The 24,430-nt window shown below is 46.0% G+C and carries 38 protein-coding genes; 1 reads left to right on the plus strand and 37 read right to left on the minus strand.

The genetic code is table 11. The annotated features are described in order from the left end of the window. Positions 1–64: 64 nt before the first annotated feature. The 32 genes from rpsD to DWX26_RS06310 form a co-directional block, all read right to left on the minus strand. Positions 65–658: a 30S ribosomal protein S4 gene (rpsD, locus tag DWX26_RS06150; RefSeq protein ID WP_022461575.1), complete on the minus strand. Its 594-nt coding sequence runs from the start codon at positions 656–658 to the stop codon at positions 65–67. A gap of 16 nt (positions 659–674) precedes the next feature. Beyond that, complete coding sequence (rpsK, locus tag DWX26_RS06155) at positions 675–1,067, minus strand: 30S ribosomal protein S11 (protein WP_022461574.1); 393 nt, start codon at positions 1,065–1,067, stop codon at positions 675–677. Positions 1,068–1,117: 50 nt separating this feature from the next. After that, the gene (gene rpsM / locus DWX26_RS06160; protein ID WP_117510474.1) at positions 1,118–1,486 is read right to left on the minus strand and encodes a 30S ribosomal protein S13; all 369 of its coding nucleotides are present in this window, start codon (positions 1,484–1,486) and stop codon (positions 1,118–1,120) included. 297 nt (positions 1,487–1,783) lie between these two features. After that, positions 1,784–1,897, minus strand: a complete 114-nt coding sequence (gene rpmJ / locus DWX26_RS06165; RefSeq protein WP_003022746.1) for a 50S ribosomal protein L36 — start codon at positions 1,895–1,897, stop codon at positions 1,784–1,786. Between the two features lie 292 nt (positions 1,898–2,189). Next, positions 2,190–3,656 (minus strand): VanW family protein, encoded by a 1,467-nt coding sequence (locus tag DWX26_RS06175; RefSeq protein ID WP_158555030.1) that lies wholly within the window; start codon positions 3,654–3,656, stop codon positions 2,190–2,192. Between the two features lie 683 nt (positions 3,657–4,339). Then, positions 4,340–4,558, minus strand: a complete 219-nt coding sequence (gene infA / locus DWX26_RS06180) for a translation initiation factor IF-1 (protein ID WP_022461642.1) — start codon at positions 4,556–4,558, stop codon at positions 4,340–4,342. Between the two features lie 3 nt (positions 4,559–4,561). Further along, positions 4,562–4,813, minus strand: a complete 252-nt coding sequence (locus DWX26_RS06185) for a KOW domain-containing RNA-binding protein (protein ID WP_022461643.1) — start codon at positions 4,811–4,813, stop codon at positions 4,562–4,564. Next, positions 4,810–5,580, minus strand: a complete 771-nt coding sequence (gene map, locus DWX26_RS06190; protein WP_022461644.1) for a type I methionyl aminopeptidase — start codon at positions 5,578–5,580, stop codon at positions 4,810–4,812. The genes DWX26_RS06185 and map overlap by 4 nt, the downstream gene beginning before the upstream one ends. Positions 5,581–5,583: 3 nt before the next feature. After that, positions 5,584–6,228, minus strand: coding sequence for an adenylate kinase (locus DWX26_RS06195; RefSeq protein WP_022461645.1), 645 nt, complete (start codon positions 6,226–6,228; stop codon positions 5,584–5,586). A gap of 167 nt (positions 6,229–6,395) precedes the next feature. After that, a complete protein-coding gene (gene secY / locus DWX26_RS06200) occupies positions 6,396–7,712 on the minus strand; it encodes a preprotein translocase subunit SecY (protein ID WP_022461646.1) in 1,317 nt (438 codons plus the stop codon). After that, entirely contained in the window at positions 7,712–8,152 is a 441-nt protein-coding gene (gene rplO / locus DWX26_RS06205; RefSeq protein WP_022461647.1) for a 50S ribosomal protein L15, read from the minus strand. The genes secY and rplO overlap by 1 nt, the downstream gene beginning before the upstream one ends. A gap of 12 nt (positions 8,153–8,164) precedes the next feature. Next, complete coding sequence (rpmD, locus tag DWX26_RS06210; RefSeq protein ID WP_118601073.1) at positions 8,165–8,347, minus strand: 50S ribosomal protein L30; 183 nt, start codon at positions 8,345–8,347, stop codon at positions 8,165–8,167. Between the two features lie 14 nt (positions 8,348–8,361). Next, the gene (rpsE, locus tag DWX26_RS06215) at positions 8,362–8,871 is read right to left on the minus strand and encodes a 30S ribosomal protein S5 (RefSeq protein ID WP_022461649.1); all 510 of its coding nucleotides are present in this window, start codon (positions 8,869–8,871) and stop codon (positions 8,362–8,364) included. Positions 8,872–8,891: 20 nt separating this feature from the next. Then, positions 8,892–9,260, minus strand: coding sequence for a 50S ribosomal protein L18 (rplR, locus tag DWX26_RS06220; RefSeq protein WP_022461650.1), 369 nt, complete (start codon positions 9,258–9,260; stop codon positions 8,892–8,894). A 17-nt stretch (positions 9,261–9,277) separates the two neighbouring features. After that, positions 9,278–9,817 (minus strand): 50S ribosomal protein L6, encoded by a 540-nt coding sequence (gene rplF / locus DWX26_RS06225; protein WP_022461651.1) that lies wholly within the window; start codon positions 9,815–9,817, stop codon positions 9,278–9,280. 81 nt (positions 9,818–9,898) lie between these two features. Continuing rightward, positions 9,899–10,300: a 30S ribosomal protein S8 gene (rpsH, locus tag DWX26_RS06230; protein ID WP_022461652.1), complete on the minus strand. Its 402-nt coding sequence runs from the start codon at positions 10,298–10,300 to the stop codon at positions 9,899–9,901. Between the two features lie 24 nt (positions 10,301–10,324). Then, on the minus strand, positions 10,325–10,510 hold the full coding sequence (locus DWX26_RS06235; RefSeq protein ID WP_022461653.1) for a type Z 30S ribosomal protein S14: 186 nt from the start codon (positions 10,508–10,510) through the stop codon (positions 10,325–10,327). 16 nt (positions 10,511–10,526) lie between these two features. After that, entirely contained in the window at positions 10,527–11,066 is a 540-nt protein-coding gene (rplE, locus tag DWX26_RS06240) for a 50S ribosomal protein L5 (RefSeq protein ID WP_022461654.1), read from the minus strand. Positions 11,067–11,086: 20 nt separating this feature from the next. Next, the gene (gene rplX / locus DWX26_RS06245) at positions 11,087–11,428 is read right to left on the minus strand and encodes a 50S ribosomal protein L24 (RefSeq protein ID WP_022461655.1); all 342 of its coding nucleotides are present in this window, start codon (positions 11,426–11,428) and stop codon (positions 11,087–11,089) included. A 10-nt stretch (positions 11,429–11,438) separates the two neighbouring features. Next, a complete protein-coding gene (rplN, locus tag DWX26_RS06250; RefSeq protein WP_022461656.1) occupies positions 11,439–11,807 on the minus strand; it encodes a 50S ribosomal protein L14 in 369 nt (122 codons plus the stop codon). 35 nt (positions 11,808–11,842) lie between these two features. Next, complete coding sequence (gene rpsQ, locus DWX26_RS06255) at positions 11,843–12,100, minus strand: 30S ribosomal protein S17 (RefSeq protein ID WP_022461657.1); 258 nt, start codon at positions 12,098–12,100, stop codon at positions 11,843–11,845. Positions 12,101–12,116: 16 nt separating this feature from the next. Continuing rightward, positions 12,117–12,326 carry a 50S ribosomal protein L29 gene (rpmC, locus tag DWX26_RS06260; RefSeq protein ID WP_022461658.1) on the minus strand — a complete coding sequence of 70 codons (210 nt, stop codon included), beginning with the start codon at positions 12,324–12,326 and terminating at the stop codon, positions 12,117–12,119. Next, on the minus strand, positions 12,316–12,753 hold the full coding sequence (gene rplP, locus DWX26_RS06265) for a 50S ribosomal protein L16 (RefSeq protein ID WP_022461659.1): 438 nt from the start codon (positions 12,751–12,753) through the stop codon (positions 12,316–12,318). Before rplP ends, rpmC begins: the two co-directional genes overlap by 11 nt. A gap of 2 nt (positions 12,754–12,755) precedes the next feature. Continuing rightward, positions 12,756–13,412, minus strand: coding sequence for a 30S ribosomal protein S3 (rpsC, locus tag DWX26_RS06270; RefSeq protein ID WP_022461660.1), 657 nt, complete (start codon positions 13,410–13,412; stop codon positions 12,756–12,758). 12 nt (positions 13,413–13,424) lie between these two features. After that, entirely contained in the window at positions 13,425–13,811 is a 387-nt protein-coding gene (rplV, locus tag DWX26_RS06275) for a 50S ribosomal protein L22 (RefSeq protein ID WP_022461661.1), read from the minus strand. 33 nt (positions 13,812–13,844) lie between these two features. Next, complete coding sequence (gene rpsS, locus DWX26_RS06280) at positions 13,845–14,126, minus strand: 30S ribosomal protein S19 (RefSeq protein WP_022461662.1); 282 nt, start codon at positions 14,124–14,126, stop codon at positions 13,845–13,847. 11 nt (positions 14,127–14,137) lie between these two features. Further along, entirely contained in the window at positions 14,138–14,983 is an 846-nt protein-coding gene (gene rplB / locus DWX26_RS06285; protein WP_055266980.1) for a 50S ribosomal protein L2, read from the minus strand. 61 nt (positions 14,984–15,044) lie between these two features. Then, on the minus strand, positions 15,045–15,344 hold the full coding sequence (gene rplW / locus DWX26_RS06290) for a 50S ribosomal protein L23 (protein WP_022461664.1): 300 nt from the start codon (positions 15,342–15,344) through the stop codon (positions 15,045–15,047). Beyond that, positions 15,344–15,964 carry a 50S ribosomal protein L4 gene (gene rplD, locus DWX26_RS06295; RefSeq protein WP_022461665.1) on the minus strand — a complete coding sequence of 207 codons (621 nt, stop codon included), beginning with the start codon at positions 15,962–15,964 and terminating at the stop codon, positions 15,344–15,346. Before rplD ends, rplW begins: the two co-directional genes overlap by 1 nt. A 26-nt stretch (positions 15,965–15,990) precedes the next feature. Continuing rightward, a complete protein-coding gene (gene rplC / locus DWX26_RS06300) occupies positions 15,991–16,626 on the minus strand; it encodes a 50S ribosomal protein L3 (RefSeq protein WP_022461666.1) in 636 nt (211 codons plus the stop codon). 193 nt (positions 16,627–16,819) lie between these two features. Beyond that, positions 16,820–17,137, minus strand: coding sequence for a 30S ribosomal protein S10 (gene rpsJ, locus DWX26_RS06305; RefSeq protein ID WP_117510469.1), 318 nt, complete (start codon positions 17,135–17,137; stop codon positions 16,820–16,822). A gap of 509 nt (positions 17,138–17,646) precedes the next feature. Then, positions 17,647–18,702 (minus strand): hypothetical protein, encoded by a 1,056-nt coding sequence (locus tag DWX26_RS06310; protein WP_118601074.1) that lies wholly within the window; start codon positions 18,700–18,702, stop codon positions 17,647–17,649. 187 nt (positions 18,703–18,889) lie between these two features. Between DWX26_RS06310 and DWX26_RS06315 the strand changes: the two genes are divergently transcribed. Further along, positions 18,890–19,645, plus strand: a complete 756-nt coding sequence (locus tag DWX26_RS06315) for a GNAT family N-acetyltransferase (protein WP_118601075.1) — start codon at positions 18,890–18,892, stop codon at positions 19,643–19,645. A gap of 99 nt (positions 19,646–19,744) precedes the next feature. Here the strand turns inward: DWX26_RS06315 and DWX26_RS06320 are convergent, their stop codons facing one another. From DWX26_RS06320 to mtaB, 5 genes are all read right to left on the minus strand, one after another. Next, positions 19,745–20,008, minus strand: coding sequence for an HPr family phosphocarrier protein (locus DWX26_RS06320; protein WP_055227733.1), 264 nt, complete (start codon positions 20,006–20,008; stop codon positions 19,745–19,747). Continuing rightward, positions 20,005–20,943 carry a DNA-binding protein WhiA gene (gene whiA / locus DWX26_RS06325; RefSeq protein WP_055220767.1) on the minus strand — a complete coding sequence of 313 codons (939 nt, stop codon included), beginning with the start codon at positions 20,941–20,943 and terminating at the stop codon, positions 20,005–20,007. The genes DWX26_RS06320 and whiA overlap by 4 nt, the downstream gene beginning before the upstream one ends. A 10-nt stretch (positions 20,944–20,953) precedes the next feature. Next, positions 20,954–21,835, minus strand: coding sequence for an RNase adapter RapZ (gene rapZ, locus DWX26_RS06330; protein ID WP_055227737.1), 882 nt, complete (start codon positions 21,833–21,835; stop codon positions 20,954–20,956). A gap of 29 nt (positions 21,836–21,864) precedes the next feature. Beyond that, the gene (gene murB, locus DWX26_RS06335; RefSeq protein WP_416822166.1) at positions 21,865–22,776 is read right to left on the minus strand and encodes a UDP-N-acetylmuramate dehydrogenase; all 912 of its coding nucleotides are present in this window, start codon (positions 22,774–22,776) and stop codon (positions 21,865–21,867) included. A gap of 260 nt (positions 22,777–23,036) precedes the next feature. Continuing rightward, complete coding sequence (gene mtaB / locus DWX26_RS06340; protein ID WP_118601077.1) at positions 23,037–24,371, minus strand: tRNA (N(6)-L-threonylcarbamoyladenosine(37)-C(2))-methylthiotransferase MtaB; 1,335 nt, start codon at positions 24,369–24,371, stop codon at positions 23,037–23,039. Between the last annotated feature and the right edge of the window lie 59 nt (positions 24,372–24,430).

Raw genomic sequence — 24,430 nt, forward strand, 5'->3', positions numbered from 1 at the left:
CCCTCCTTTTAAATTGGTTGGCTCATTACTCATGGGAATAAAGCCTTCCGCGTATGGCGATTCTTTATTTAGAATACAGCTCGACGATCTGCACTTCGTCAACCGGAACATCGATCATTTCGCGGGTAGGACGCTCTTTTACAACACCTTTGAGTGCCTCAAGATCAGCCTCGATCCATTCTGGAGTCAGACGGCCGCCTGTAACCTCTACGATGTCTTTATATCTCTGAGAGGATTTTTTACCCTCTTTGATTTCGATGGTATCACCAGCGCTTACAAGGTAAGACGGGATATTTACCTGTTTGCCGTTAACCAGAACGTGTTTGTGGTCAACGATCTGACGTGCTTCTTTTCTGGTTCTAGCCATTCCCATACGGAACAGAACGTTGTCCAGACGGAGCTCAAGAAGGATCATCAGGTTCTCACCAGTCTGTCCTTCCATTCTGTCAGCCTTTTTGTAATAGTTAACAAAAGGTTTCTCCAGAACGCCGTAGATGAATTTTGCTTTCTGTTTTTCTCTTAACTGAAGACCATACTCAGACATTTTTCTGTTTGCTCTTTTCAGCTGTCTTGTGGACTTCTTATCAATTCCAAGATATACAGGATCCATTCCGAGGGATCTGCATCTTTTCAGGACTGGTACTCTATTTACTGCCATGTTCTTAACCTCCTAATCAGACTCTTCTACGTTTTGGTGGGCGGCATCCGTTGTGCGGAACCGGTGTTACGTCGCGGATGCTTGTAACTTCAAGACCGCATGCCTGAAGGGCACGGATTGCAGCTTCACGACCTGATCCTGGTCCTTTTACCATAACGTCAACAGTCTTTAAGCCATGAACCAGCGCTGCTTTGGTAGCAGTTTCTGCAGCCATCTGAGCTGCGTATGGAGTAGATTTTCTTGAACCTCTAAATCCCAGACCGCCGGCACTTGCCCATGAAAGAGCGTTTCCTTCTGCATCAGTCAGTGTTACGATTGTATTATTGAAGGAAGACTGGATATGTGCCTGTCCGTGTTCAACGTTTTTTCTGACACGACGTTTTGTCGTTTTCTTTGTCACTTTTGCCATTTTAAAACTAACCTACACTTTCTTAATCTTATATTGGACTACTGGTTAAATTATTTCTTCTTATTTGCAACAGTTCTCTTAGGACCTTTGCGGGTTCTTGCGTTGGTCTTTGTTTTCTGACCACGAACCGGAAGGCCTTTACGATGACGGATACCTCTGTAGCATCCGATCTCCTGCAGACGTTTGATGTTCATAGCGATTTCTCTACGAAGATCTCCCTCTACAACCTGAGTCTCATCGATAACTGCGCTGAGTCTCTTTACTTCATCGTCTGTCAAATCTCTGCAGCGTGTATCTGGATTTACTCCAGCCTCTTTTAAGATACGATCTGCACTTGTTCTACCGATTCCGTAGATATAGGTCAGACCAATCTCAACACGTTTGTCTCTTGGTAAGTCTACACCAGCTATACGAGCCATGTACTTTGTCCTCCATTTTTCTAAAACATTAATATTTTCCTAATTGGGATACAGGTATGCGTGTATCCAGCCGTGTTCGCACGACCTTTCTCCTTCTGCCACCTGACAGATGGGAGTATTAAGCAATATTATAAGGGATGTCTGCGCTCCGCGCGTCCATCCGCCGGAGGTGTCCTGGCTGCTTTGTCTGCCAGGTGTCTCACTTTATAATATTAACAGCAAAACAACGCACTCACGCGCATCTTTGCTGCAGCCGCACTTAAAATCTGCACAATTACGATCAAGCCTAATGACGGATTAGCCCTGGCGCTGTTTGTGCTTTGGATTCTCACAAATGATTCTGATGCTACCTTTTCTTTTGATAACTTTGCATTTCTCGCAGATCGGTTTTACAGAAGATCTAACCTTCATGATGAATCCTCCTTTCTTTGCTCCTAGCGCCCCGTGTAGGGGAATTTTCTGTTGTAAACTTTTGGGATGCGCTTTCTTTTTGTGGGTTAGAAAAAAGTCCACGCGCAAAAGTTCGTTTTATAGTATAGCATTTTGTCCCCGGAAATGCAAGGAATTTTTTACATATTTTTTCACTTTTTTTTGCTCCTTTTCTGTGCATTTTTTCATTTCTCCCACCGGTAAGAAAAAAAACAGGCAGGACAGATTTTTTTCTCTGTCCCGTCTGTTTTTACAGGTAACATCTTTTTTTGCATCATGATCCTGAGTTCAGCGGTTTGTATTTGCTTGCGCATACGGATTCTGATTTTACTACATTTCCGCTTGCATCTTTGTAATCACGATACGTTACATTACTCATTTCATCGATCTGCTTTACCCTTGGCTCAATGGTATAGTCGTTTTCTTTTGTTCCGAGAATTTTTACGGTCAGTGTGTCACTGCTGTCCATATTCATCACAATTTTCACCGGGTACTTATGATTATTTTCAAATTTGAAATCCGGTGAATCCCAGAATACGGTTGCATCCATTCCAGACGGCACATAATGTACCGGCATCGAATGGTTGGCTCTTTCCACCACATCAAGGTCTGTGTACAAAATAGCGGAAAACAGTGTGGAGGACACCTGGCATTCGCCTCCTCCAAGTACCTGGACGACTTTGCCATCCTGATAGCCTGCTGCCTCCTGATATCCTTTTTCCGCCGTTGTATCACCTACGACACCATTAAAAGAGAAGGTTTCTCCCGGCAGAACAATCTGTCCGTTGCATATAGATGCCGTAAGTCCGACGTTGTGAATTCTTCCGCTCGTTCCACCCGCTGCGCTGGAGCTGTAACTTCCAAGCGTGTCTTTAAACAGGTTTGCGTTCATCTTCTCGGTTGTAATCTCCGGCTCGGTAAATGTAAACGGAATCGTGATATCCGTATTTTCTTCTGCACTCTCATACTCGGCTTTCGCATTGTCCGCATTCATTGAGGTTCCGTTTTTCGATGCCACAACGGAATATCCGTTATCCGGATCCAGCGTCGCATTGACGGGATCGGTATAAATCTGGCTTGCAATTCCGGCAAAATCCGGTTCTGTCAGCTGATTTTCTGCCGTCGGGCAGGAAATTACATCCTGGAAATTCATTGCTGTCACATTCGTCTGGATCTGCTGTTTTAAGGCATCCACATCCGGTCTGGTTCCGGAAATGCCTTTATGCACGATCAGGCCGGTATCTGTTACTTCATATGTAGTATCCTGCATGGAGTTGTAATCCTGAATGCCGGATGCCTGTACAATTCCTTCCACCTCATCTGGATGGGTCGCAGTCGGCTGCACATCATAGGAAAGCTTCTCTGCCTTTCCCCATTTCATCTCGACCCACTCCAGACCGCGAACCAGAAGATTTCCATGGCCTTTTTCATATGCTTTTTCAATTTCTGCGGAAGCATCCATCCCCAGCATTGGAAATACGTTCATCGTATACTGCTGACCATCCAGCTCAACGGTAACAGCTGTATCTTTATAATCTTCTTCAAACTTCTGTTCTACTGTCTGCGCAGCTTCTTTTTTGCTCATTCCCTGAATGTTTACTCCGTTAATAGAAGCATCTGCCCAGATTTTGTCATCCTCGATGATCAGACAGAAGATTCCATATGCAGCGGCAAGTAAAACAATCACTGCAACTACGCTCAATGCTGCAACAAGGCCTTTTTTCTTTCCCCTTTTTGTCATTGCACATTTTCCTTTCCTGTTATCTGTAAGGAGCAGCGATGCCATTGCTGCAGATCCGAATTTTTTTCAGACTGCAGCCTGCTGTTTCATAAAATGTTTCCCTGATTTCTGCCGGTACATGGATTTTACCGCACCGCACAGGAGATCCTTCCCGGTAAAATTTCTCCGTAAAGTTTCTCTATTGCATTGTATCACATTATTTTGAGAATTCAACCAAATATTTCAACTTCACACAGAATTCACAAACATATATTCTTCTGTCGCTTTCGAGCCCTCATCTGTCATTTTCACGGTTTTCCGGCCGCTCTTTTCTCCTGTCTTTTCACTTTTTCTTTTTTTTCTGACGGTTTAAAAATTTTGTTTCAAAAGTGCACAAATTCTCCTGGTTTTTACAAAAAGTTTTCATAAAATTTTATACTTTTTTCATTGCTTTTTCTATTAAAATATTGCATAATACATCTGGAAGGTTTCAAAAGGGACTGAAAAGAAATTCAGATGCCCGCCGCCGCGGATGCTGCAGGGTTTGCAGACTGGTGCTTGCTTTGTGGCTGTCAGAAATCTGAAGGCCGGTGATCGAAATCTTTGTTCTGTAGAACGGTTACTGTTATTGGGGATGAATACAGAGAAACACATACAGAGAAAAAGCCATCCGGCATGCCGGATGGCTTTTTTTATCGTATTTCTTATTTATCTCTCCAGATAATACGTCCCTTGTCCAGATCGTATGGGGACAGCTCGATGGTTACTTTGTCTCCCGGAAGAATACGGATAAAGTTCATACGCAGCTTTCCGCTGATATGAGCCAGTACAACGTGTTTATTTTCCAGTTCTACTTTAAACATTGCGTTTGGTAATTTCTCGAGGACAGTTCCCTCTACTTCAATTACATCTGCCTTAGACATTGATTAATCCTCCTTCAACTCTTTGCAACTTTTTTCTTTTAATGCCTTACGGATATCTTCATCACGAACCGCATCCGTCATTTCGTAATCCGGCTGTACGTGAATCAGCTTCTTCTTTTTCGGCCGGTTGGCGGTACGGATTTTTCCGTCCACCAGGAATACGTATGGCTCCTGTACATCCGAAATCACATACAGCTTTCCTTTATCGTGGCCGGCCAGGCTTCTGGCAAACATTCCTTTCACAATCGGTTTCATAAATCCTCCTCCGTATGCGAAAGTGTCAGAATTTCCGGTTCTCCCTCCGTAATCAGAATCGTGTTCTCATAATGTGCGGCAAGAGAGCCGTCTTCTGTCACAACGGTCCAGTCATCATCCAGCCATCTGACTGCATAGCCTCCGGCTGTGATCATCGGCTCGATGGCGAGCGTCATGCCAGGCTGCAGACGGACGCCGCGGCTTGGCTGTGCGAAGTTCGGCACTGCCGGATCTTCGTGCAGGTGCGTTCCGATGCCGTGGCCTACCAGGTCGCGGACAACGCCGTAGCCGAAGCTCTCTGCGTATGCACCGATCGCCGCCGAAATCTCATGAAGATGATGGCCTGCTTTTGCGTATTTGATTCCTTCAAAAAAGGCCTGGCGTGTTACTTCCACCAGTTTTCTTGCCTCCGGCGAGATCTCACCGACCGCGTGTGTGCGGGCTGCGTCGGAATGGTATCCTTCATAGATAAGTCCCGCATCCAGGCTGACAATGTCGCCCTCTTTCAGAATCCGTTTTTTACTTGGGATTCCGTGAACCACTTCTTCGTTCACAGAAACGCAGATCGAAGCCGGATACCCATTATAGTTTAAAAAGTTGGGAGTGCATCCGAAGCTGCGGATCATCTCTTCTCCGAGCTTGTTGATTTCCCAGGTTGACATTCCCGGATGGATGGCGCGGCCTAATTCATCGTGTACCTTCTCCAGCAGTTCACCGGCACGGCGCATTTTTTCAATTTCCCGGGCAGTTTTAATTGATATGGACATCCTTTACGCTCCTAAAATCTTTACTATATCCTGAAATACCACGTTGATATCCTGGGTTCCGTCAACTTCCACCAGAACATTGGCTTTCTTATAGTAGTCAATCAGAGGCTGTGTCTGAGCATGGTATACAGACAGTCTCTTCTGTACGGTCTCAGGTTTATCGTCATCACGGAGAACCAGCTCGCCGCCGCAGGTATCGCATACATCTTCTACCTTTGGTGCGTTAAATTCTACATGATAGGTTGCTCCGCATCCGATGCAGGCACGGCGTCCGCCCATACGGTGAACGATATTTTCATCCGGTACTTCTACATTGATTGCGTAGTCAATTTTCTCTCCGCGTGCTTCCAGGGCTTTGGTCAGTGCCTCTGCCTGCGGAATCGTTCTTGGGAAGCCATCCAGCACGTAGCCCTTTGCTGCGTCCGGTTTGGAAATACGGTCTACAACAAGATCGCAGGTCAGCTCGTCTGGAACGAGTTCTCCCTTGTCCATGAATGCTTTCGCTTTCTTTCCAAGCTCGGTTCCCTCTTTGATATTTGCGCGGAAGATATCGCCGGTTGAAATATGAGGAATCTCATATTTTGCAGCGATCTGTTTTGCCTGTGTACCTTTTCCGGCACCAGGTGCCCCCAACATAATAATTTTCATGCGCTTTTCCTCCCATGTTTGAATTTGCAGCAATCCACTGCGTGTAATTTACCCTATTATACCATAAAATAAACCACAATAGCAAAAATTTTCTCTGTTAAAGCCTCTTTAAAAGCGCTTTAAACAAAAGAAAGGGCCTGTCTTATCCAGACAGTCCCTCTTATGCCTTAATCGTTTAAGAATCCTTTGTAATTGCGTACCAGCATCATGGATTCAATCTGTTTTAAGGTTTCCAGAATTACGCTGGCAATAATGATCAGAGAAGTACCTCCAAAGGATACATTCGCTTTGAAAAATCCATTAAAGAAAAATGGAATCACTGCAACAATGGTAAGACCTGCTGCACCGATAAAAATAATATAGCTGAGCAGATTGTTCAGATAATCTACCGTGGATTTACCCGGGCGGATGCCTGGGATAAAGCCGCCCTGTTTTTTCATGTTATCTGCAACTTCCATCGGGTTGAAGGTGATGGAGGTATAGAAATAAGCGAAGAAAATAACAAGGACAATGTAGAGAATCAGGCCCAGCGAAGCAACTGGATTGGTTTTATCAAACCAGTTGTTGGAATTCAGCATCTTGATCAGCGTTCCGCCGATGCCTTTGATATCCGACTTTCCGACAAACGACAGGATAATCGATGGGAAAGACATGATGGATGATGCAAAGATGATCGGGATAACGCCCGCTGTATTTACCTTCAGCGGAATATTGGATGACTGTCCGCCAACCATTTTTCTTCCGGCCATTTTCTTGGAATACTGTACCGGAATTCTTCTCTCAGCGCCATTCAGGATCAGTACCAGCACAACAACAGCGATGATCACAACAGCGATGATAATCCACATCAGCAGACCACGCGCGATGGTTTTGCCTTTTACGAAGGTTTCGTAAAGGGTTACCATATCCTGCGGGATTCTGGAAAGGATGTTGATTAACAGGACCATAGAAATACCATTTCCAACGCCCTTGTCGTTGATCTGTTCTCCCACCCACATAAGGAAGGCAGAACCGGCTGTCAGAGCTGCCACTACAACAATCACATTAACTGCGTTAAAAGTGGTGAGGAGTCCCTGGCGTCCAAAGCCTACTGCCATGGCAACAGACTCAAACAATGCAAGACCTACTGTCACATAACGAGTAATCGCAGTCATTTTCTTTCTTCCCTCTTCGCCGTCACGCTGCATTTCCTCAAGTCGTGGAATTGCAATGGTGAGCAGCTGAATAATGATGGAAGAAGTAATGTACGGTGTAATACTCAGAGCAAAGATGGAGAAACGGTCGAAACCGCCGCCCGTGAATGCATTCAGGAAGCTGAATGCCTCATTCGTATTATTTGCAAAATAATTCGCAAAAAAGCTTGTATTGACACCCGGTACAGGCATCTGAGAGCCTAACCGGATGACAACAAGCATCATAAGCACATAAAATATTTTGCGACGAACATCTTTGACCTTAAATGCATTGATAAAGGTCTTAAACATTAGATCACCTCGACTGTTCCACCTGCCGCTTCAATTTTTGCCTTTGCGCTCTCGCTGAAAGCATTTGCTTTTACAGTGAGTTTTTTGGTGACTTCACCGTTTCCAAGGATTTTTACGCCATCTCTCGGATTGGAAACAAGACCAGTCTCAATCATAGTTTCTACGGTTACAACAGCTCCGTCCTCATAACGATTCAGAGCATCTACATTGATTCCAACGATTTCCTTGGAGTTTCTGTTTTTGAAACCTCTCTTCGGAAGACGTCTGTATAAAGGCATCTGGCCACCTTCAAATCCCGGTCTCGGTGCTCCGGAACGTGCTTTCTGTCCTTTGTGGCCTTTACCTGCTGTTTTACCATTTCCTGAACCATGTCCACGGCCTCTGCGGAAGTTATCGTTCTGTCTGGAACCTTCAGCCGGCTGTAAATTAGATAAGTCCATTACGGTACCTCCTTATGCTTCTTCTACTTTAACCAGGTAAGAAACCTGATTAACCATGCCGCGAACTGCTGCGTTATCCGGCAGTTCTACCATCTTGTTAACTTTTTTCAGACCCAGTGCTTCCACGGTTCTTCTGTGTTTCGGAACACATCCGATCGGGGATTTCACCAGTGTTACTTTTAATTTATCTGCCATTTTTCACATCCTCCTTAAGCAAAGATCTCGTTTGTAGATTTGCCGCGAAGTCTTGCTACTTCTTCTGGAGTCTTCAGCTCAGACAGACCAGCGATGGTAGCCAGAACTACGTTCTGCTTATTTCTGGATCCAAGGGATTTTGTACGGATGTTCTTAATACCAGCTAACTCGATTACGGCACGGGCTGGGCCACCAGCGATGACACCAGTACCTTCAGGAGCTTTCTTTAACAGAACCTCTGCGCTTCCGAATTTACCTACGTAGTCATGAGTGATACTTCCGTTCTCATTGATTGCTACGCTTACCAGTTTCTTCATAGCGTCTTCTTTACCTTTGCGGATAGCTTCCGGAATCTCGGCTGCTTTTCCAAGGCCTGCGCCTACGTGTCCATTGCCGTCGCCGACAACTACTAAAGCTGTGAAACGGAAGTTACGACCACCTTTAACAACTTTTGTAACACGCTTAATTGATACGACTTTTTCTTCCAGTTCGAACTGGCTTGCATCAATAATTGTATGCTTCATGTGTTCTTTTCCTTCCTTTCTTAGAATACCAGCCCAGCTTCTCTAGCTGCGTCTGCGAATGCCTGGATTTTTCCCTGGTAGATGAATCCGCCACGGTCAAATACAACTTCAGTAATACCTGCTTCTACAGCTTTCTTTCCAAGAACGGTTCCAAGATATGCTGCTGCATCTACATTGTTGGTTTTCTCAAGCTCTGCTTTAACATCTTTCTGAAGAGTAGAAGCAGAAACTAAAGTATTTCCAATCGTATCGTCGATAATCTGAGCATACATATGGTTATTGCTGCGGAATACACACAGACGCGGACGCTGTGCAGTACCTACGATATGATTACGTAATCTTCTATGCTTTTTCTGGCGCATCTGCGCTCTTGATACTTTACTAATCATGTTCACACTCTCCTTAATTATTTCTTACCAGTCTTACCAACTTTACGTCTGATCACTTCATCAGCATACTTGATTCCCTTGCCCTTGTATGGCTCAGGTCTTCTCTTGTCTCTGATTTCAGCGGCATACTGGCCAACTTTCTCTTTGCTGATACCGGAAACAATGATCTTGTTGCCGTCTACAGCGGAGGAGAGTCCTTCCGGATCGATCATCTCTACCGGATGAGAATATCCAAGAGACAGAACTAATTTGTTGCCCTGTTTTGCAGCTCTGTAACCTACACCGTTTACTTCCAGTGTTTTGGTATAGCCTTCGCTAACACCAATTACCATGTTGTGGATCAGAGTTCTGGTCAGACCATGAAGAGCTTTCATTTTCTTCAGATCGTTCGGTCTTGTAACTACTACGTGTCCGTCTTCCAGTTTGATGGTCATTTCAGACGGGAGAGTTCTCTCTAATGTTCCTTTTGGTCCTTTTACTACAACGTGGTTGTTTTCCTGGATGTCTACTGTTACACCTGCAGGAATTGCCACTGGCAGTCTTCCAATACGTGACATACCAATTTCCTCCTATTAACTTAGATTTTCGGAGAGAGCCTTACGCTCTCTCTGTTTTCAGTTGCTTTGTTTCGTTTCAGATTACCAAACGAATGCCAGAACCTCGCCGCCAACCTGCAGCTTGCGAGCTTCTTTATCGGTGATAACACCCTGGTTTGTGGAAAGAATAGCGATTCCAAGTCCGCCAAGTACTCTCGGCAGCTCATCTTTGCCAACATAGATTCTCAGACCCGGTTTGGAGATTCTCTTCAGACCGGTGATGATCTTCTCGTTTTTGTCAGCGCCGTATTTCAGGGTGATGTGCATATTCTGGAATGCACCCTCATCGCTGAGTTCATATTTTGCAATGTATCCCTCGTTTACCAGGATATCAGCGATTGCGATTTTCATTTTGGATGCCGGAACATCTACTGTATCATGTTTTGCAGTGTTAGCGTTACGGATTCTTGTAAGCATATCTGCAATCGGATCACTCATACTCATTTGAATTTGCCTCCTTCTAAAATTTTACCAACTAGCTTTCTTAACGCCAGGAATCTGGCCTTTGTATGCTAATTCACGGAAGCAGATTCTGCAGATTCCGTATTTTCTTAAATATGCGTGTGGACGGCCACAAATTCTGCAACGATTGTATTCTCTTGTAGAGAATTTAGCTTTGCGCTGCTGTTTGATTTTCATTGCTGTTTTAGCCATGAATCAATTCCTCCTATTACTTTGCGAATGGCATGTTGAATAATGTCAGTAATTCACGAGCTTCTTCATCTGTGTTAGCAGTGGTAACGAAGATAATGTCCATACCTCTGACTTTATCAACTTTATCATACTCGATCTCTGGGAAAATCAGCTGCTCTTTGATACCAAGAGCATAGTTTCCTCTGCCATCGAAAGCGTTCGGATTTACGCCGCGGAAGTCACGTACACGAGGCAGTGCCAGGTTGATCAGGCGGTCTGCGAACTCGTACATTTTCTCGCCACGAAGGGTAACTTTGCATCCGATCGGCATACCCTCACGGATTTTAAAGTTTGCTACGGAATTTTTCGCTTTGGTGGTAACTGCTTTCTGTCCGGTGATAGCTTCCATATCACTGATTGCAGCGTCCAGAAGTTTAGCGTTCTCCTTAGCTTCACCAACACCCATGTTGATTACGATTTTGGAGAGCTTCGGCACTTCCATCACGTTTTTGTATCCAAATTTTTTGGTCATTGCATCAACGATCTGCTCGTTGTAAAGATCTTTCAGTCTACTCACGGTTTTGCCTCCTCTCTTCCTTAATCAATTACTGCGCCGTTCAGCTCTTTTGCTTTTGCAACGCGGGTTCTAACAGCTTTTGTTTTGCCGTTTTTCTCAACCATCTCAACTTTGATTCCAACGCGGGTCGGAACTCCTTTTACAACCAGCATTACGTTGGATGCATCGATAGGAGCTTCTTTGTTAACGATTCCGCCCTGCTGATTGCTCATAGACGGTTTCTCATGCTTTGTAATCATGTTTACGCCTTCAACAACAACACGGTTGTTCTTTACGTCAACGCTGACTACTTTGCCGGTTTTGTCTTTATCTTTGCCGGCGATTACCTTTACGGTATCGCCTTTTTTAATCTTCATTGACATAGCTGTCCTCCTATAATACTTCCGGAGCTAAGGAAACAATCTTCATGAACTGTTTCTCACGAAGCTCTCTGGCTACTGGTCCAAAAATACGGGTTCCTTTTGGAGTTTTGTCATCTTTGATAATAACTGCTGCGTTCTCATCAAATTTGATGTAAGAACCGTCTTTACGACGAGCGCCTTTTACGCTTCTTACAACAACAGCTTTTACTACGTCACCTTTTTTAACAACGCCGCCTGGTGTTGCATCTTTGACCGAAGCAACGATTACATCACCAATGTTGGCATATCTTCTTGTAGAACCGCCCATAACACGAATGCATAAGATTTCTTTTGCACCGGTGTTGTCAGCGACTTTCAGTCTAGTTTCCTGCTGAATCATGCTGGTATTCCTCCTTTAGCATTCTGATCTCTTATTTATTTCGCTTTCTCAACGATCTCCACAAGTCTCCATCTCTTATCTTTGGATAAAGGTCTTGTTTCCATAACTCGTACGGTATCACCTACATGGCACTCGTTGTTTGCATCGTGTGCTTTCAGCTTATATGTGCTTTTTACAATTTTCTTGTACAGAGGATGTTTTACATGGTCTTCGATGGCAACCACGATAGTCTTATCCATCTTATCGCTGACAACTTTGCCCACGCGAGTTTTTCTAAGATTTCTTTCTTCCACGATATTTTCCTCCTAATTACTCAGCTGCGTTTGCCTTCTGGGCAATAACAGTCTGGATTCTTGCAATATTTTTGCGAACCTCTTTGATTCGGCTTGTATTGTCAAGCTGGTTGGTTGCATTCTGGAATCTTAAATTGAAGAGTTCCTTTTTAGCAGCTACTAATTCGTCATTCAGCTCAGCTGCGCTCTTTGTATTTAAATCTTTTACAAATTCGTTAGTTTTCACTGTTATCACCGCCTTCTAAGTCTGCACGAGAAACAACTTTGCATTTACATGGTAACTTATGCATGGCAAGACGTAATGCCTCGCGGGCTGTTTCTTCCGGAACACCTGCGATTTCGAACATTACACGGCCTGGTTTTACTACTGCTACCCAGTACTCCAGAGAACCTTTTCCGGAACCCATTCGGGTTTCAGCCGGCTGTGCGGTTACTGGTTTGTCCGGGAAAATTTTGATCCAAACTTTACCACCACGTTTGATGTAACGTGTCATGGCGATACGGGCTGCCTCGATCTGGTTGGATTTGATCCAGCATGGCTCAAGGGCTACGAGACCAAATTCACCGTAGTTAATTTTGTTTCCTCTGAGGGCTTTACCCTTCATGGAACCACGGAACTGTTTACGACGTTTTACTCTCTTCGGCATTAACATAATTAATTCTCGCTCCCTTCCTTTTTAGTTCTGGTTGGAAGTACTTCGCCATTGTAGATCCATGCTTTTACGCCAACTTTACCGTAAGTGGTATCTGCTTCAGCGAATCCATAATCGATATCGGCACGCAGGGTCTGCAGCGGAATAGTTCCCTCGCTGTAGAACTCGGTACGAGCCATATCAGCTCCACCAAGACGTCCGGATACAGATGTTTTGATTCCCTTAGCGCCAGCTCTCATCGTACGCTGCATGGTAGACTTCATAGCACGACGGAAGGAAATACGGTTTTCCAGCTGTAATGCAATGTTCTCAGCAACGAGCTGTGCATCGCGGTCCGGTCTTTTTACTTCTTTGATATCTACGATAAGCTTTTTGTCAGTCAGTTTCTGAACTTCAGCTTTTACTTTCTCGATCTCTGCTCCGCCTTTACCGATAACAACGCCCGGTTTTGCGGTGTAGATGATAACTTTTACTCTGTCAGATGCTCTTTCGATTTCGATCTTGGAAACACCTGCGCTGTACAGTTTCTTCTTCAGGTATGTGCGGATGTTGTAGTCCTCTACGAGGTTATCTGCGAAATCACCCTCGGCATACCATTTGGAATCCCAGTCTTTAATAACACCGACTCTCAGGCCGTGTGGATTAACTTTCTGTCCCATGACATGTCCTCCTTATTTCTCGTCTAACACAATCGTGATGTGGCTGTTTCTCTTCAGGATTCTGTAAGCTCTGCCCTGTGCTCTCGGATGAATTCTCTTCATGGTCGGAGCCTTGTTAGCGAAGCACTCAGCTACATACAGGTTTTCTCTGGAAAGACCGTTGTTGTTCTCAGCGTTTGCGATTGCGGACTCCAGCAGTTTTTTCACTACGCTGGAGGCATATCTCGGGTTATAAGTTACAATACCAAGTGCGGTTGTTACGTCTTTACCGCGGATTGCATCTAAAACAAATCCAGCTTTCTGCGCAGACATTCTAGCGTAGGATAACTTTGCAGACGGTCTGGTATCTTTGTTAGCATTTCTTGCTCTTTTAATCTGACTTCTATGTCCTTTAGCCATTGCTAAAAAACCTCCTCTCTCAAATCATTCTACTTAGCGGACGCCGGATTTCTTCTCGTCCTTGCCGTGACCTCTGTAGGTTCTGGTTGCTACGAACTCACCGAGTTTGTGTCCAACCATATCCTCTGTAACGTATACCGGCACATGTTTTCTTCCGTCATGAACAGCGATTGTGTGTCCAACGAATGACGGGAAGATTGTAGAACGACGTGACCAGGTTTTAATGACTGTTTTATCTCCTGAAGCGTTTGCAGCGTCAACTTTCTTTAACAGGCTTTCATCTGCAAATGGTCCTTTTTTTAATGAACGAGACATCGTTTACCTCCTTATTTCGATAAAGCTTTTCCATCGCGTCTTCTTACGATGTACTTGTTAGACTGCTTGTTCTTTGCTCTGGTCTTCAGGCCAAGAGCCGGTTTTCCCCAAGGAGTAGACGGGCCCGGACGTCCGATACCGGTCTTTCCTTCTCCACCACCATGTGGATGGTCATTCGGGTTCATGACAGAACCACGTACAGTCGGGCGGATACCCATGTTACGTTTCCGTCCTGCTTTACCAATGTTGATCAGGCTGTGCTCGCCATTTCCAACAACACCGATGGATGCGCGGCAGTTGATCGGAACCATTCTCATCTCTCCGGATGGAAGACGAAGGGTTGCGTATTTGCCTTCTTTAGCCATCAGCTGAGCGCCATTACCAGCTGCACGAACAAGCTGTCCGCCTTTGCCTGCATGAAGCTCTACGTTGTGAACCATGGTACCAACCGGAATCTCGGACAGCGGCAGGCAGTTTCCAGGTCTTACCTCGGCAGCAGCGCCGCTCATAACCTTCATGCCAACTTTCAGTCCTTCCGGAGCCAGGATGTATGCTTTCTCGCCGTCTGCATAGCAGATCAGAGCGATGTTTGCTGTTCTGTTCGGATCGTACTCGATCGATTTAACGATTGCCGGAACATCATCTTTTCTTCTCTTGAAGTCGATGATTCTGTATTTTCTTCTGCTTCCGCCTCCGCGGTGTCTTACAGTGATTTTACCCTGGTTGTTACGACCAGCGTTTTTCTTCAGGGACACTACCAGAGATTTCTCCGGTGTGCTCTTCGTGATTTCGTTGAAATCAGAGGAGGTCATGTGTCTTCTGGAAGGTGTATATGGGTTAAAGCTTTTGATTCCCATTACTTTGTTCTCCTTTCATTTCGTATCGCACTTATGTGTGCATATTTCGAACAGCTGCTAATTAAAGTCCTTCGAAGATTTCGATGTCTTTGCTGTCCTCGGTCAGAGCAACGATTGCTTTCTTGCTCTTTGCAGTTTTTCCAACTACCATTCCACGACGTTTGTTCTTTCCGTCCATGTTCATGGTGTTTACGCTTTTTACTTTTGTTCCTTCGAACATTTTCTCAACTGCTTCTTTAATCTGAGATTTGTTTGCTTCCGGGTGAACCATAAATGTGTATTTCTTCTCGCCCATAGCGTTCATGCTCTTCTCAGTTACGATTGGTTTCAGGATTACGTCGTAATATCTGATATCTGCCATTATGCGTACACCTCCTCGATAGATGCAACACTGCTCTTGGTTGCGATGATGGTGTTGTATTTCAGCATGTCGAATACATTGATGGTATTAACAGATGCAGTCTGAACGCCGGCAATATTTCTTGCGGAAAGTGCTACGTTTTCGCTGTCATCTCCGATGATTACCAGTGCGTTGTTTACTTTGAGGTTATCAAGCACTTTCTTCATCTCTTTTGTTTTAACTTCTGCAAGTTTCAGCTCATCAAGAACGATGAATTTGTTCTCCTGAACTTTGCTTGTCAGAACGGATTTTAATGCAGCTCTTTTCTCTTTCTTGTTCATTTTGAAAGAGTAATCTCTTGGTACTGGAGCGAATACAACTCCGCCGCCTGTCCACTGAGGAGCTCTTGTTGAACCCTGTCTTGCGTGACCTGTTCCTTTCTGTCTCCACGGTTTTCTTCCGCCACCGCTTACTTCGGAACGGGTTTTAGCTTTCTGAGTTCCCTGACGATTATTTGCAAGCTGAAGCACTACAGCCTGATGTACCAGATGCTCGTTGATTTCTACACCGAACACTGCATCATTAAGCTCCATGCTGCCAACTTCTTTGCCTTCCATATTTAATACAGATACGTTAGCCATTACGTGTGTTCCTCCTTTCAACGAACTTATTTACCGCATTTTACTGTCTCTTTGATGGTAACCATGGATTTTTTCGGTCCTGGTACAGCACCTTTGACTAACAGTAAATTGTTCTCTACGTCAACTTTTACGATTTCCAGGTTCTGTACGGTGATTTTCTTTCCACCCATCTGTCCTGGCATTCTTTTTCCTTTGAATACTTTACTCGGATCGGAGCAAGCACCATTGGAACCTGCGTGACGATGATATTTGGAACCATGAGCCATAGGTCCTCTGGACTGACCATGTCTCTTGATGGCACCCTGGAATCCTTTACCTTTGCTTGTTGCAGTAGCGTCGATTTTATCGCCTGCGCCAAAGATATCGGCCTTGATTTCCTGTCCTAATGTATAGGTTTCAGCGTCTTCAAATCTGAACTCTTTCAGATATCTTTTGCAGGAAACGCCTGCTTTTGCGAACTGGCCTTTCATCGGTTTGTTCACACGGTTTTCTTTCTTCTCGCCGAAGCCTACCTGAATTGCACTGTACCCGTCGTTGTCTGCGGTTTTCACCTGTGTTACAACACACGGACCTGCCTGCAATACAGTTACCGGTACTAAAACACCGTTTTCGTCGAAGATCTGAGTCATTCCGACTTTTGTAGCTAAGATTGCTTTCTTCATTCCTTTTACCTCCTGTTTTATCTACAGCGGAACTTCCTATTATAAAGAAGTTCATTCTAGCGAACAGTTGATATAAGTGGAACACTATGACCCTTAGGGATGTTGATTCCTTCGAATGAGTGTTGCTTCTATATCATCTATTGCTTGCTTGATTGATGGCCGGGGGCTGATCCCGGACTTTTTGCAGCTGATCTTATTTGTTTTTCATCTTGATGTCGATGTAAACACCAGCCGGCATTTCCAGTCTTGATAATGCATCCACTGTTTTCTGGGTAGGTGCGATGATATCAATCAGTCTCTTGTGGGTTCTCTGCTCGAACTGCTCACGGGAATCTTTGTACTTATGAACGGCACGAAGGATTGTTACTACCTCTTTCTTCGTTGGAAGCGGTACTGGTCCGCTCACCGTTGCTCCGTTCTTCTTTACAGTTTCAATAATTTTCTGTGCAGATGCATCTACTAACTGATGATCATACGCTTTCAGTGTAATTCTCATTACTTGACTTGCCATAAAAAAAGTCGCCTCCTTTTCGCACTTTTACGAGTACGACAAGCGGTGACTGTACACTTACCCGTGTGTGTCCTAATGTTTGCACACGGTCGTTTCCACTCTTACAGGTGGACTTAATTGTGGGTACAGTGACTTGTCGCCAGTTTCTTTAACTTGACATTCGCTCCACGGAAAACCCGCTGTTTCTCAGCGGCAACCTCGCGCTTCAACGCTATCAATGTCACAACAGTTGTTAGTATACAAGAAACTCCACGAAAAATCAAGGTTTTTTTTTATTTTTTTCGATTTATCCGTTTTTATGCAAAAAGAGAAATACAGGGGTGCCGTGTTGTGCACTTTTCCTATATCTCTCTCTTTTTTGACGTTTTCCAACTATTCAGAGCCCCATCTCGATTCCGCTGCGATGCATCTCGATGTGGCTTCTTGCCATATGAACAAAAAGAAAAGAACGTCCATTCATGCAAGCATGATTCGCGTTCTTTTCTTTTCGTTCGCATGGCTCTGAATAGTTACAGAATGTCGGAATAATCTAAGATTGTGATGCCGGTTGCAGGATCTTCAATGACTTTCGGGTCATCTCCGGCTGCGTGGGCCTTCTGGAGGAGTTCTTCCGCCGTGTAAACCGGCATGGCAAGTTCGATCGGCTCGGACGGTTCCGGTTCCGGCTCTTCTTCCGGCTCTTCGATGGTTTCTTCAAACTCTTCGATTTCTTCCACAGTTTCCGGCTCTGCTGATTCCGTTTCTTCGGTTTCTTCTGTCACTTCTTCCGCTGTTTCTTCTGCGGCAGCTTCTTCGACGATTTCCGTTTCTTCCACGGCTTCCGGAATTTCTTCGGTTTCTTCTCCTCTTACAAGGTTCTGCAGATCGACGGTATTAAAGGACACCTGCTCCGTTCCTTCTTCTTCCAGATCCGGAATTTCAAATTCGTCCTGATTCTCTTCTTCTGCCGTCTTCTGGTCGTCTGCTCTCAACTGTTCGGTCATTTCCTGTTCTTCCCGTTTCTTTTTTTCTTCCAGGTCAGCTTTCTTTCTGCTGCGAAGCTCTTCGGACGCTTTCTCATCGTCCTCGTCTTCTTCCTCTTCTTCATCATCCTCCTCTTCTTCATCACGTTTCCATACCTCGGAAAGGATAAACAGAATGACCAGAAACAGGATGGCAAGTCCGATGATCATGATTCCCTCTCTGCTCTGCGCCGCCATCGACAGAAAGCCGATCACCGGAATCGTGACGATCACTTTGCTCACGGTTGCTCTCACGGTAATTTCCGTTGTGTCTCCACTGATCACATTTTTTACGGATGCGGTTCCGGCAGCGGTGTCGAGGGACTGTATCGTATAGATATACTTTCCGGAATTGTCATCAACCAGGATTTTTTCTCCCGTCGCAACCGATGACGTATCTGTCTTCTTTGCGTACGTGACAGCGCCGCGGGAAATGTTGGTATTTCCCATCCCGTCTGAGACAAGTGTCGTGATGCCGGCAAACGGCGGAATCACCAGTGCGCCTGCTGACAGGATTGCAAGCAGAAGCAGCGTATTCACAATTACCTTCAGTAATTTTGACATATTCAATTCTCCTTGTATTCTCAGTCTTTGCCCCCTATTATAACCCCTTTTCTTCGATTATGCAAGAAAACGTTACGCATCGTGTCCCGGCCGCCCGGTTCCGCGTGTCGAATTTTTCGATTTTTTCTTGAAGATCTGTCCTGTTTCTTCTATACTATATACATAACCAAAGGGGGAATACTTTCATATGAATACACTGATCAAAACCATCGAAGATCTTTCCCTGAACGCATGGCCGTCTCACCAGATCGAGCTGTACGACGGATGGATTCTTCGTTTTTCTTATTTTTATACACACCGGACCAACAGCGTCGAGCAGATCGGGCCGTCCACGATTCCGGTGGAGGAAAAAGTGCAGTACTGTGAGGAGATCTACCGTCGCTGGGGTACACCGGCAATTTTCAAGATCAGTCCGCTTGTCAATCCCGGCTTTGATGCAATGCTCGCCAACCGCGGCTATGTAGTCCAGCACACGACGCACGTCATGACAATGGATCTGGCGAACTTTGCCAAAAAGGATCCTGCCGTTGCCGTGACCGTCAGCAGCTTTATCCCGCCGAAATGGATTGACAGCCTCTTTGCTTTAAAGAGCACGACGAACGTGATGCACCGCATGGTCGTTCCTTCGATGTACCGCGCCATTCCAAAAGAAACCATCTGTACCTCCATCCAGGATGAAACCGGAACGATCGTTGCCACCGGCCTTGGCATCCGCGACCGCGATTACGTCGGTGTCTATGCCATCCATGTGCATCCTGCGTACCGCCACCGCCACTACGCTTCCTCGATCTGCCGCACAATCCTCTCCGAGGGAATCCGGCTCGGTGCAACGAAAGCGTATCTTCAGGTTGTCGAGGGAAACACGCCTGCGATCACACTGTATAAATCGCTCGGTTTTTCCTATCTCTATACCTACTGGTTCCGCGCGAAGAACGTGGTCTGATTTTCGTCTGATTTTACATAAAAAAGCATAGCAAAACGGCATGTCAAAATTTTCTGACATGCCGTTTTGCTCTATGTTTATGCTATAAGTGCAGTAAGATTATTCAGCAGAAGGACTGCTTAAATATTTTTCAACGCCGTCCATGGCTTCACTCTCGTCTTTTCCGTTTGCGGTCACGGTAACTTCCTCGCCATTGTCCAGACCAAGTGTCATCATACCCATAATGCTCTTCGCATTTACTTTTTTTCTGCCACTCTCGACGTAGATTTCACTTTCGTACTGGCTCGCTACCTGTACCAGCATGGCAACTGGTCTCGCCTCCAGGCCGCTTGAAAGACGAATTGTGATTGGTTTCTTAATCATAATACTTCTCCTCCTTGTTTCCTTCGCAAATCTTCTGCAATCTCTTTTAGTTTCCTTAATCTATGATTAACTCCGGATTTACCAACAACCGGCGTTAACATCTTGCCCAGTTCCAGAAGCGATGCTTCCGGGTATTGTAAGCGGAGCCTTGCCATCTGCTCCAGCGGTTCCGGCAGAGAAGAAAAGCCTGTGGTTTCTTCGATATACCGGATATCTTCGATCTGGCGGATCGCCGCGCTGACCGTTTTGTTGATGTTGGCAGTTTCACAGTTTACCTTTCGGTTGACACTGCCGCGCATTTCTTTTAAGATCCGCACGTTTTCCAGATTCATAAGTGCGATGTTGGCTTCCATGATGCCAAGCATCTCCACAATCTGTGCGCCTTCTTTCATATAAACCACATGGTGGTTTTTCCGGAGAACGATCCGTGCATCAATTCCAAAGCTTTTCAGAAGTTCCTGCACCTGTTCTGCTCTCGGCGCATCGGGGCAGACAATTTCGAGATGGTAAAACCGGTTGGGATCGCTGATGGAACCGGACGCTAAAAATGCGCCCCGCAGAAATGCCCGTTTGCAGCACTGACGCTGTACCACAACAGCCGGAATCGGCATTGCTAACTGCCGGTCTGTCTCGTGTAACTTCACTGCCTGCAGAATCTGACGGGTTTCTTCCCTGTCATTTACGCGGATCAGATACGTATTTTCCTTCTGATTCAGCTTAACTGCAAGCTCTGCCTCTATATTAAATGTTTTTTTCAATAAAGTAAAGTACTTTCTTGCCACATACGCATTCTCTGTCTGAATCCGTATCGTCCCGTCCTTCTCGGAAATCTGTCCGCAGAGTGACAGGATCGCCGCTGTTTCCGCAATCTGGCAGTGGCGTGCCGTCGGAAGATGTCTCGATAATTCCTCTTTTACCTCGCTTGAGAATGACATCCTTCCACCTCTAAATTCCTTTTCGGATGGCGTCTTTTTCCAGATCCCGGTGCTCAATCCGGATTCCATAGTCCTTCGCGTTGGAAAGACGCCGGTACAGCTCGTTGGCAAGGGTTACGGAACGGTGTTTTCCGCCGGTGCAGCCGATGCTGATAATGAGCTGATGCTTGCCCTCGGAAATATAATTCGGAATCAGAAAACGGATCATATCCTCTAATTTTTCCGCAAACACCTGCGCTGTCTCAAATCCCATCACATAATCCCGCACCGGAGCATCGTTGCCGGAGAGCGGGCGCATGCCTTCTACGTAGTAGGGATTCGGCAGGAACCGCACATCGAAAACAAGGTCCGAATCCGCCGGGATTCCGTATTTGAATCCAAATGAGAGCACAGTAATCATCAGATTTTTGAATTTCTGATCCTGCACGAAAATCTTATCGAGCTCCGCTTTCAGCTCTCTTGTGAGAAGCTGGCTCGTATCGAGAATGTAGTCCGCATCTTTTTTCAGGAACTCAAGTGCTTTGCGCTCTTTTCTAATTCCCTCATCCACCCGTCCAAGACCTGCCAGCGGGTGCGTTCTTCTCGTCTCTTTGTATCGTTTGACCAGCACGTCATCGGACGCGTCCAGAAACAGGATCTCATAGCAGATTCCGTTGATGCTCATCCACTCCAGAACACTCTGCAGGTCCGGGAGCGCCTGGCCGCTTCGGATATCGATTCCGACTGCCACTTTCTGGATTTCTCCGGAAGTACCGTCGGCGGTAAGCTGTGCAAATTTTTCAACCAGCGGGATCGGAAGGTTATCGACGCAGAAATATTCCGCGTCCTCCAGCATTTTCAACGCTGTACTTTTTCCCGCACCGGACATGCCGGTCACAATTACAAAACGCATGTTTTTTCTCCTTTGGTGGATAACGAAAATCAGAATTCCCCGAGGAACTGGATTTCCGGCTCAAGCTGTACGCCAAACTGTTCTTTTACTTTTGCCTGGATCTGACGGATCAGTTCCATCACATCCGATGCGGTTGCACCGCCTGCATTGATCAGAAAGCCGCAGTGTTTTTCCGATACTTTTGCACCGCCGACTGCATAGCCGGAAAGTCCGGCATCCATCACAAGCTTGCCTGCGAAATAGCCTTCCGGCCGCTTGAATGCGCTGCCGGCGCTCGGATACTCGAGCGGCTGTTTCTCTACCCGCTTGTTTTTCAATTCCTGCATGCGGGCAAGAATTTCTTCTTTATCTCCCGGAACAAGCATAAGTTCTGCTCCAAGTACGACGTAGCCTCTGTCTTTGATGACGCTGGCACGGTAGCCGAAGCCGAGCTCTTCTTTTTCCAGTTCCCGGATCTCACCTTCTCTTGTGAGTACAGTGACATTCTGTACAATATCCTTCATCTCTCCGCCGTAGGCTCCCGCGTTCATACGGACGCCGCCGCCTAAAGTTCCAGGGATTCCGGAGGCAAACTCCATACCGGAAAGACCGGCTTCTCTTGCCGCCCGGCTGATGGATACGAGCATGCTTCCAGCTTTCGCCCGGATTCTGTTTCCTTCCACTTCGATTCCCTGAAAGTTTTTGTAAACCGAAAGAATCACACCGTGGTAGCCCTCGTCACTTACAACGAGATTGCTGCCGTTTCCGGTGACGAACCACGGGATCTCTTTTTCTTCGCAGAGAGCCACGATTTTTCTAATTTCTTCTTCTGTATGAGGAGCGACGAAATAATCTGCCGGACCGCCCACACGGAAGGTCGTATGATTTTTCATCGGTTCTGCGGTCTGTACCGCATCTTCCCCTGCAATTGCATAAAGTTCTCTGACAATCTCTTCTTTGATCACGATTTTTACCCTTTGCCGCATCTGCGGCCGAACATTTCATTACGAATTACTACGAATTACAGATTATACTTTTTAGACGCGAAAGCAGCCGACATCCCTCACTTCTTCGTTCGTTCTGCCAGCCGCTGTTTTTCTTCTTCGTCTGCCCGCCTTTTTGCAGGCTCACGGGGTATTCTACCACGAACCCTCAAAAAGTGCAACGAACTTTTTCGTTCCGGCTCTTTTTTCTATCAGATCTTCCGGATCAGTATCATTTCCTACATCAGACAGTCTTTTCCATGGATTCTCGCCGGGGTGACAAGCACCATCTGATTCATGAGATTTTCTTCTGAAAGAACAGCAACGCGCAGATATTCTCTCGTGTGTCCCGTCCAGTAACGGACGCCGTCGATCTCGACTTCTTCTTCCATGAGCACTTCCAGCTCTTTTCCGAGGAAGCCTTCCATATATTCCTGTCTCCGTCTCTCGTCCAGTTCCAGCAGAACGTGGCTGCGCTTCGTCTTCTCCTGCTCCGGAATCTGGCCTGCCATCGCTGCGGCGCGGGTGCCTTCTCTTCTCGAATACTTGAAGATGTGAGTCTCGAAGAAATGAATGTCCTCGACAAAGGCGCGCGACTCTTCAAACTCCTCCTCACTCTCCTGCGGGAAACCGACAATCACATCGGTCGTCAGCGCCGGATTTCCATATACCTTACGCAGCAGATCGCATTTGTGTTTGTATTCTTCTGCGGTATATTTCCGGTTCATCCGCTTCAGTGTTCCATTGCTTCCGCTCTGCAGCGAAAGATGGAAATGCGGGCACACCTTCGGCATTGCGGCGATCGCCTCTGCAAACTCTTCGGTGATGATGCCCGGCTCCAGGGATCCGAGACGGATTCTTCTGATGCCGTCCACTGCATCAACAGCGCGGATCAGGTCGAGCAGCGTCTCTTTTTCGCCCTCCGGGAAATCGAGTCCGTAGGAGGAAAGGTGGATACCCGTCAGCACTACTTCCTGATAACCGGCCTCTGCCAGACGTTTTACTTCTTCTACCACATCACTCTGGCGGCGGCTTCTGACTCTGCCGCGCGCGTACGGGATAATACAATAAGTACAGAACTGATTGCATCCATCCTGTACTTTCAGGAATGCGCGGGTGTGCTCCGCCGTTTTGCTGATCGAGAGTGTCTCGTACTCACGGTTGTGTGTCATATCCACGAGGAAGCTCTTACACTCCGCGTCGGATGGTTTTCCACCATCCTCACGTTCTGCCAGAAAGTTTTCCAGAATATCCACAAGATCTTTCTTCTTATTATTTCCGATGATCAGATCAATCGCCGTATCCTCTTCGAGTTTTTCCCCAGCCGCCTGCACATAACAGCCGCAGGCCACGACAACCGCATCGGGATTCATCTTTTTCGCTTTGTGCAGCATCTGCCGCGATTTCCGGTCCGCAATGTTCGTCACGGTACACGTATTGATAATGTAAACATCCGCTCCCGGTGCAAAAGGCACGATCTCGTACCCTCTGTTTTCGAGGAGCTGCTGGATGGCTTCCAGCTCATATGCGTTCACTTTACACCCAAGATTATGCAAAGCTACCGTTTTTTTCATGCCATACTCCTTTCTTCTTCATCTTTATTATTAAAAATCACGAAGATTCCACTTTATCT

Origin of the sequence: Blautia sp. AF19-1 (assembly GCF_003479155.1) — a bacterium.
Classification (GTDB): Bacteria; Bacillota; Clostridia; order Lachnospirales; family Lachnospiraceae; genus Fusicatenibacter; species Fusicatenibacter saccharivorans.

Coding starts and splice junctions, on each gene's coding strand:
- DWX26_RS06185 (WP_022461643.1), bottom strand. CDS start 4,813: ATGAAACCGATTGTGAAAGGAATGTTTGCCAGAAGCCTGGCCGGCCAC.
- DWX26_RS06315 (WP_118601075.1), top strand. CDS start 18,890: ATGAATACACTGATCAAAACCATCGAAGATCTTTCCCTGAACGCATGG.
- rplW (WP_022461664.1), bottom strand. CDS start 15,344: ATGGCAGATATCAGATATTACGACGTAATCCTGAAACCAATCGTAACT.
- rpsC (WP_022461660.1), bottom strand. CDS start 13,412: ATGGGACAGAAAGTTAATCCACACGGCCTGAGAGTCGGTGTTATTAAA.
- rpsD (WP_022461575.1), bottom strand. CDS start 658: ATGGCAGTAAATAGAGTACCAGTCCTGAAAAGATGCAGATCCCTCGGA.
- rplX (WP_022461655.1), bottom strand. CDS start 11,428: ATGTCAATGAAGATTAAAAAAGGCGATACCGTAAAGGTAATCGCCGGC.
- mtaB (WP_118601077.1), bottom strand. CDS start 24,371: ATGAAAAAAACGGTAGCTTTGCATAATCTTGGGTGTAAAGTGAACGCA.
- rplV (WP_022461661.1), bottom strand. CDS start 13,811: ATGGCTAAAGGACATAGAAGTCAGATTAAAAGAGCAAGAAATGCTAAC.
- DWX26_RS06175 (WP_158555030.1), bottom strand. CDS start 3,656: ATGACAAAAAGGGGAAAGAAAAAAGGCCTTGTTGCAGCATTGAGCGTA.
- rpsK (WP_022461574.1), bottom strand. CDS start 1,067: ATGGCAAAAGTGACAAAGAAAACGACAAAACGTCGTGTCAGAAAAAAC.
- infA (WP_022461642.1), bottom strand. CDS start 4,558: ATGTCTAAGGCAGATGTAATTGAAGTAGAGGGAACTGTCCTCGAGAAA.
- secY (WP_022461646.1), bottom strand. CDS start 7,712: ATGTTTAAGACCTTTATCAATGCATTTAAGGTCAAAGATGTTCGTCGC.
- rpsS (WP_022461662.1), bottom strand. CDS start 14,126: ATGTCTCGTTCATTAAAAAAAGGACCATTTGCAGATGAAAGCCTGTTA.
- rplO (WP_022461647.1), bottom strand. CDS start 8,152: ATGGACTTATCTAATTTACAGCCGGCTGAAGGTTCCAGACAGAACGAT.
- map (WP_022461644.1), bottom strand. CDS start 5,580: ATGTCCATATCAATTAAAACTGCCCGGGAAATTGAAAAAATGCGCCGT.
- whiA (WP_055220767.1), bottom strand. CDS start 20,943: ATGTCATTCTCAAGCGAGGTAAAAGAGGAATTATCGAGACATCTTCCG.
- DWX26_RS06235 (WP_022461653.1), bottom strand. CDS start 10,510: ATGGCTAAAACAGCAATGAAAATCAAACAGCAGCGCAAAGCTAAATTC.
- rplF (WP_022461651.1), bottom strand. CDS start 9,817: ATGTCACGTATTGGAAGACTGCCAGTGGCAATTCCTGCAGGTGTAACA.
- rpsJ (WP_117510469.1), bottom strand. CDS start 17,137: ATGGCAAGTCAAGTAATGAGAATTACACTGAAAGCGTATGATCATCAG.
- rplR (WP_022461650.1), bottom strand. CDS start 9,260: ATGATTAGTAAAGTATCAAGAGCGCAGATGCGCCAGAAAAAGCATAGA.
- DWX26_RS06310 (WP_118601074.1), bottom strand. CDS start 18,702: ATGTCAAAATTACTGAAGGTAATTGTGAATACGCTGCTTCTGCTTGCA.
- rplP (WP_022461659.1), bottom strand. CDS start 12,753: ATGTTAATGCCGAAGAGAGTAAAACGTCGTAAACAGTTCCGTGGTTCC.
- rplD (WP_022461665.1), bottom strand. CDS start 15,964: ATGGCTAACGTATCTGTATTAAATATGGAAGGCAAAGAAGTTGGCAGC.
- DWX26_RS06320 (WP_055227733.1), bottom strand. CDS start 20,008: ATGATTAAGAAACCAATCACAATTCGTCTTTCAAGCGGCCTGGAGGCG.
- rplB (WP_055266980.1), bottom strand. CDS start 14,983: ATGGGAATCAAAAGCTTTAACCCATATACACCTTCCAGAAGACACATG.
- rpmJ (WP_003022746.1), bottom strand. CDS start 1,897: ATGAAGGTTAGATCTTCTGTAAAACCGATCTGCGAGAAATGCAAAGTT.
- rplN (WP_022461656.1), bottom strand. CDS start 11,807: ATGATTCAGCAGGAAACTAGACTGAAAGTCGCTGACAACACCGGTGCA.
- rplC (WP_022461666.1), bottom strand. CDS start 16,626: ATGAAGAAAGCAATCTTAGCTACAAAAGTCGGAATGACTCAGATCTTC.
- rpmD (WP_118601073.1), bottom strand. CDS start 8,347: ATGGCAGATAAATTAAAAGTAACACTGGTGAAATCCCCGATCGGATGT.
- rpsM (WP_117510474.1), bottom strand. CDS start 1,486: ATGGCTCGTATAGCTGGTGTAGACTTACCAAGAGACAAACGTGTTGAG.
- DWX26_RS06195 (WP_022461645.1), bottom strand. CDS start 6,228: ATGAAAATTATTATGTTGGGGGCACCTGGTGCCGGAAAAGGTACACAG.
- rapZ (WP_055227737.1), bottom strand. CDS start 21,835: ATGCGTTTTGTAATTGTGACCGGCATGTCCGGTGCGGGAAAAAGTACA.
- rpsH (WP_022461652.1), bottom strand. CDS start 10,300: ATGAGTATGAGTGATCCGATTGCAGATATGCTTACAAGAATCCGTAAC.
- rpsE (WP_022461649.1), bottom strand. CDS start 8,871: ATGAAGCATACAATTATTGATGCAAGCCAGTTCGAACTGGAAGAAAAA.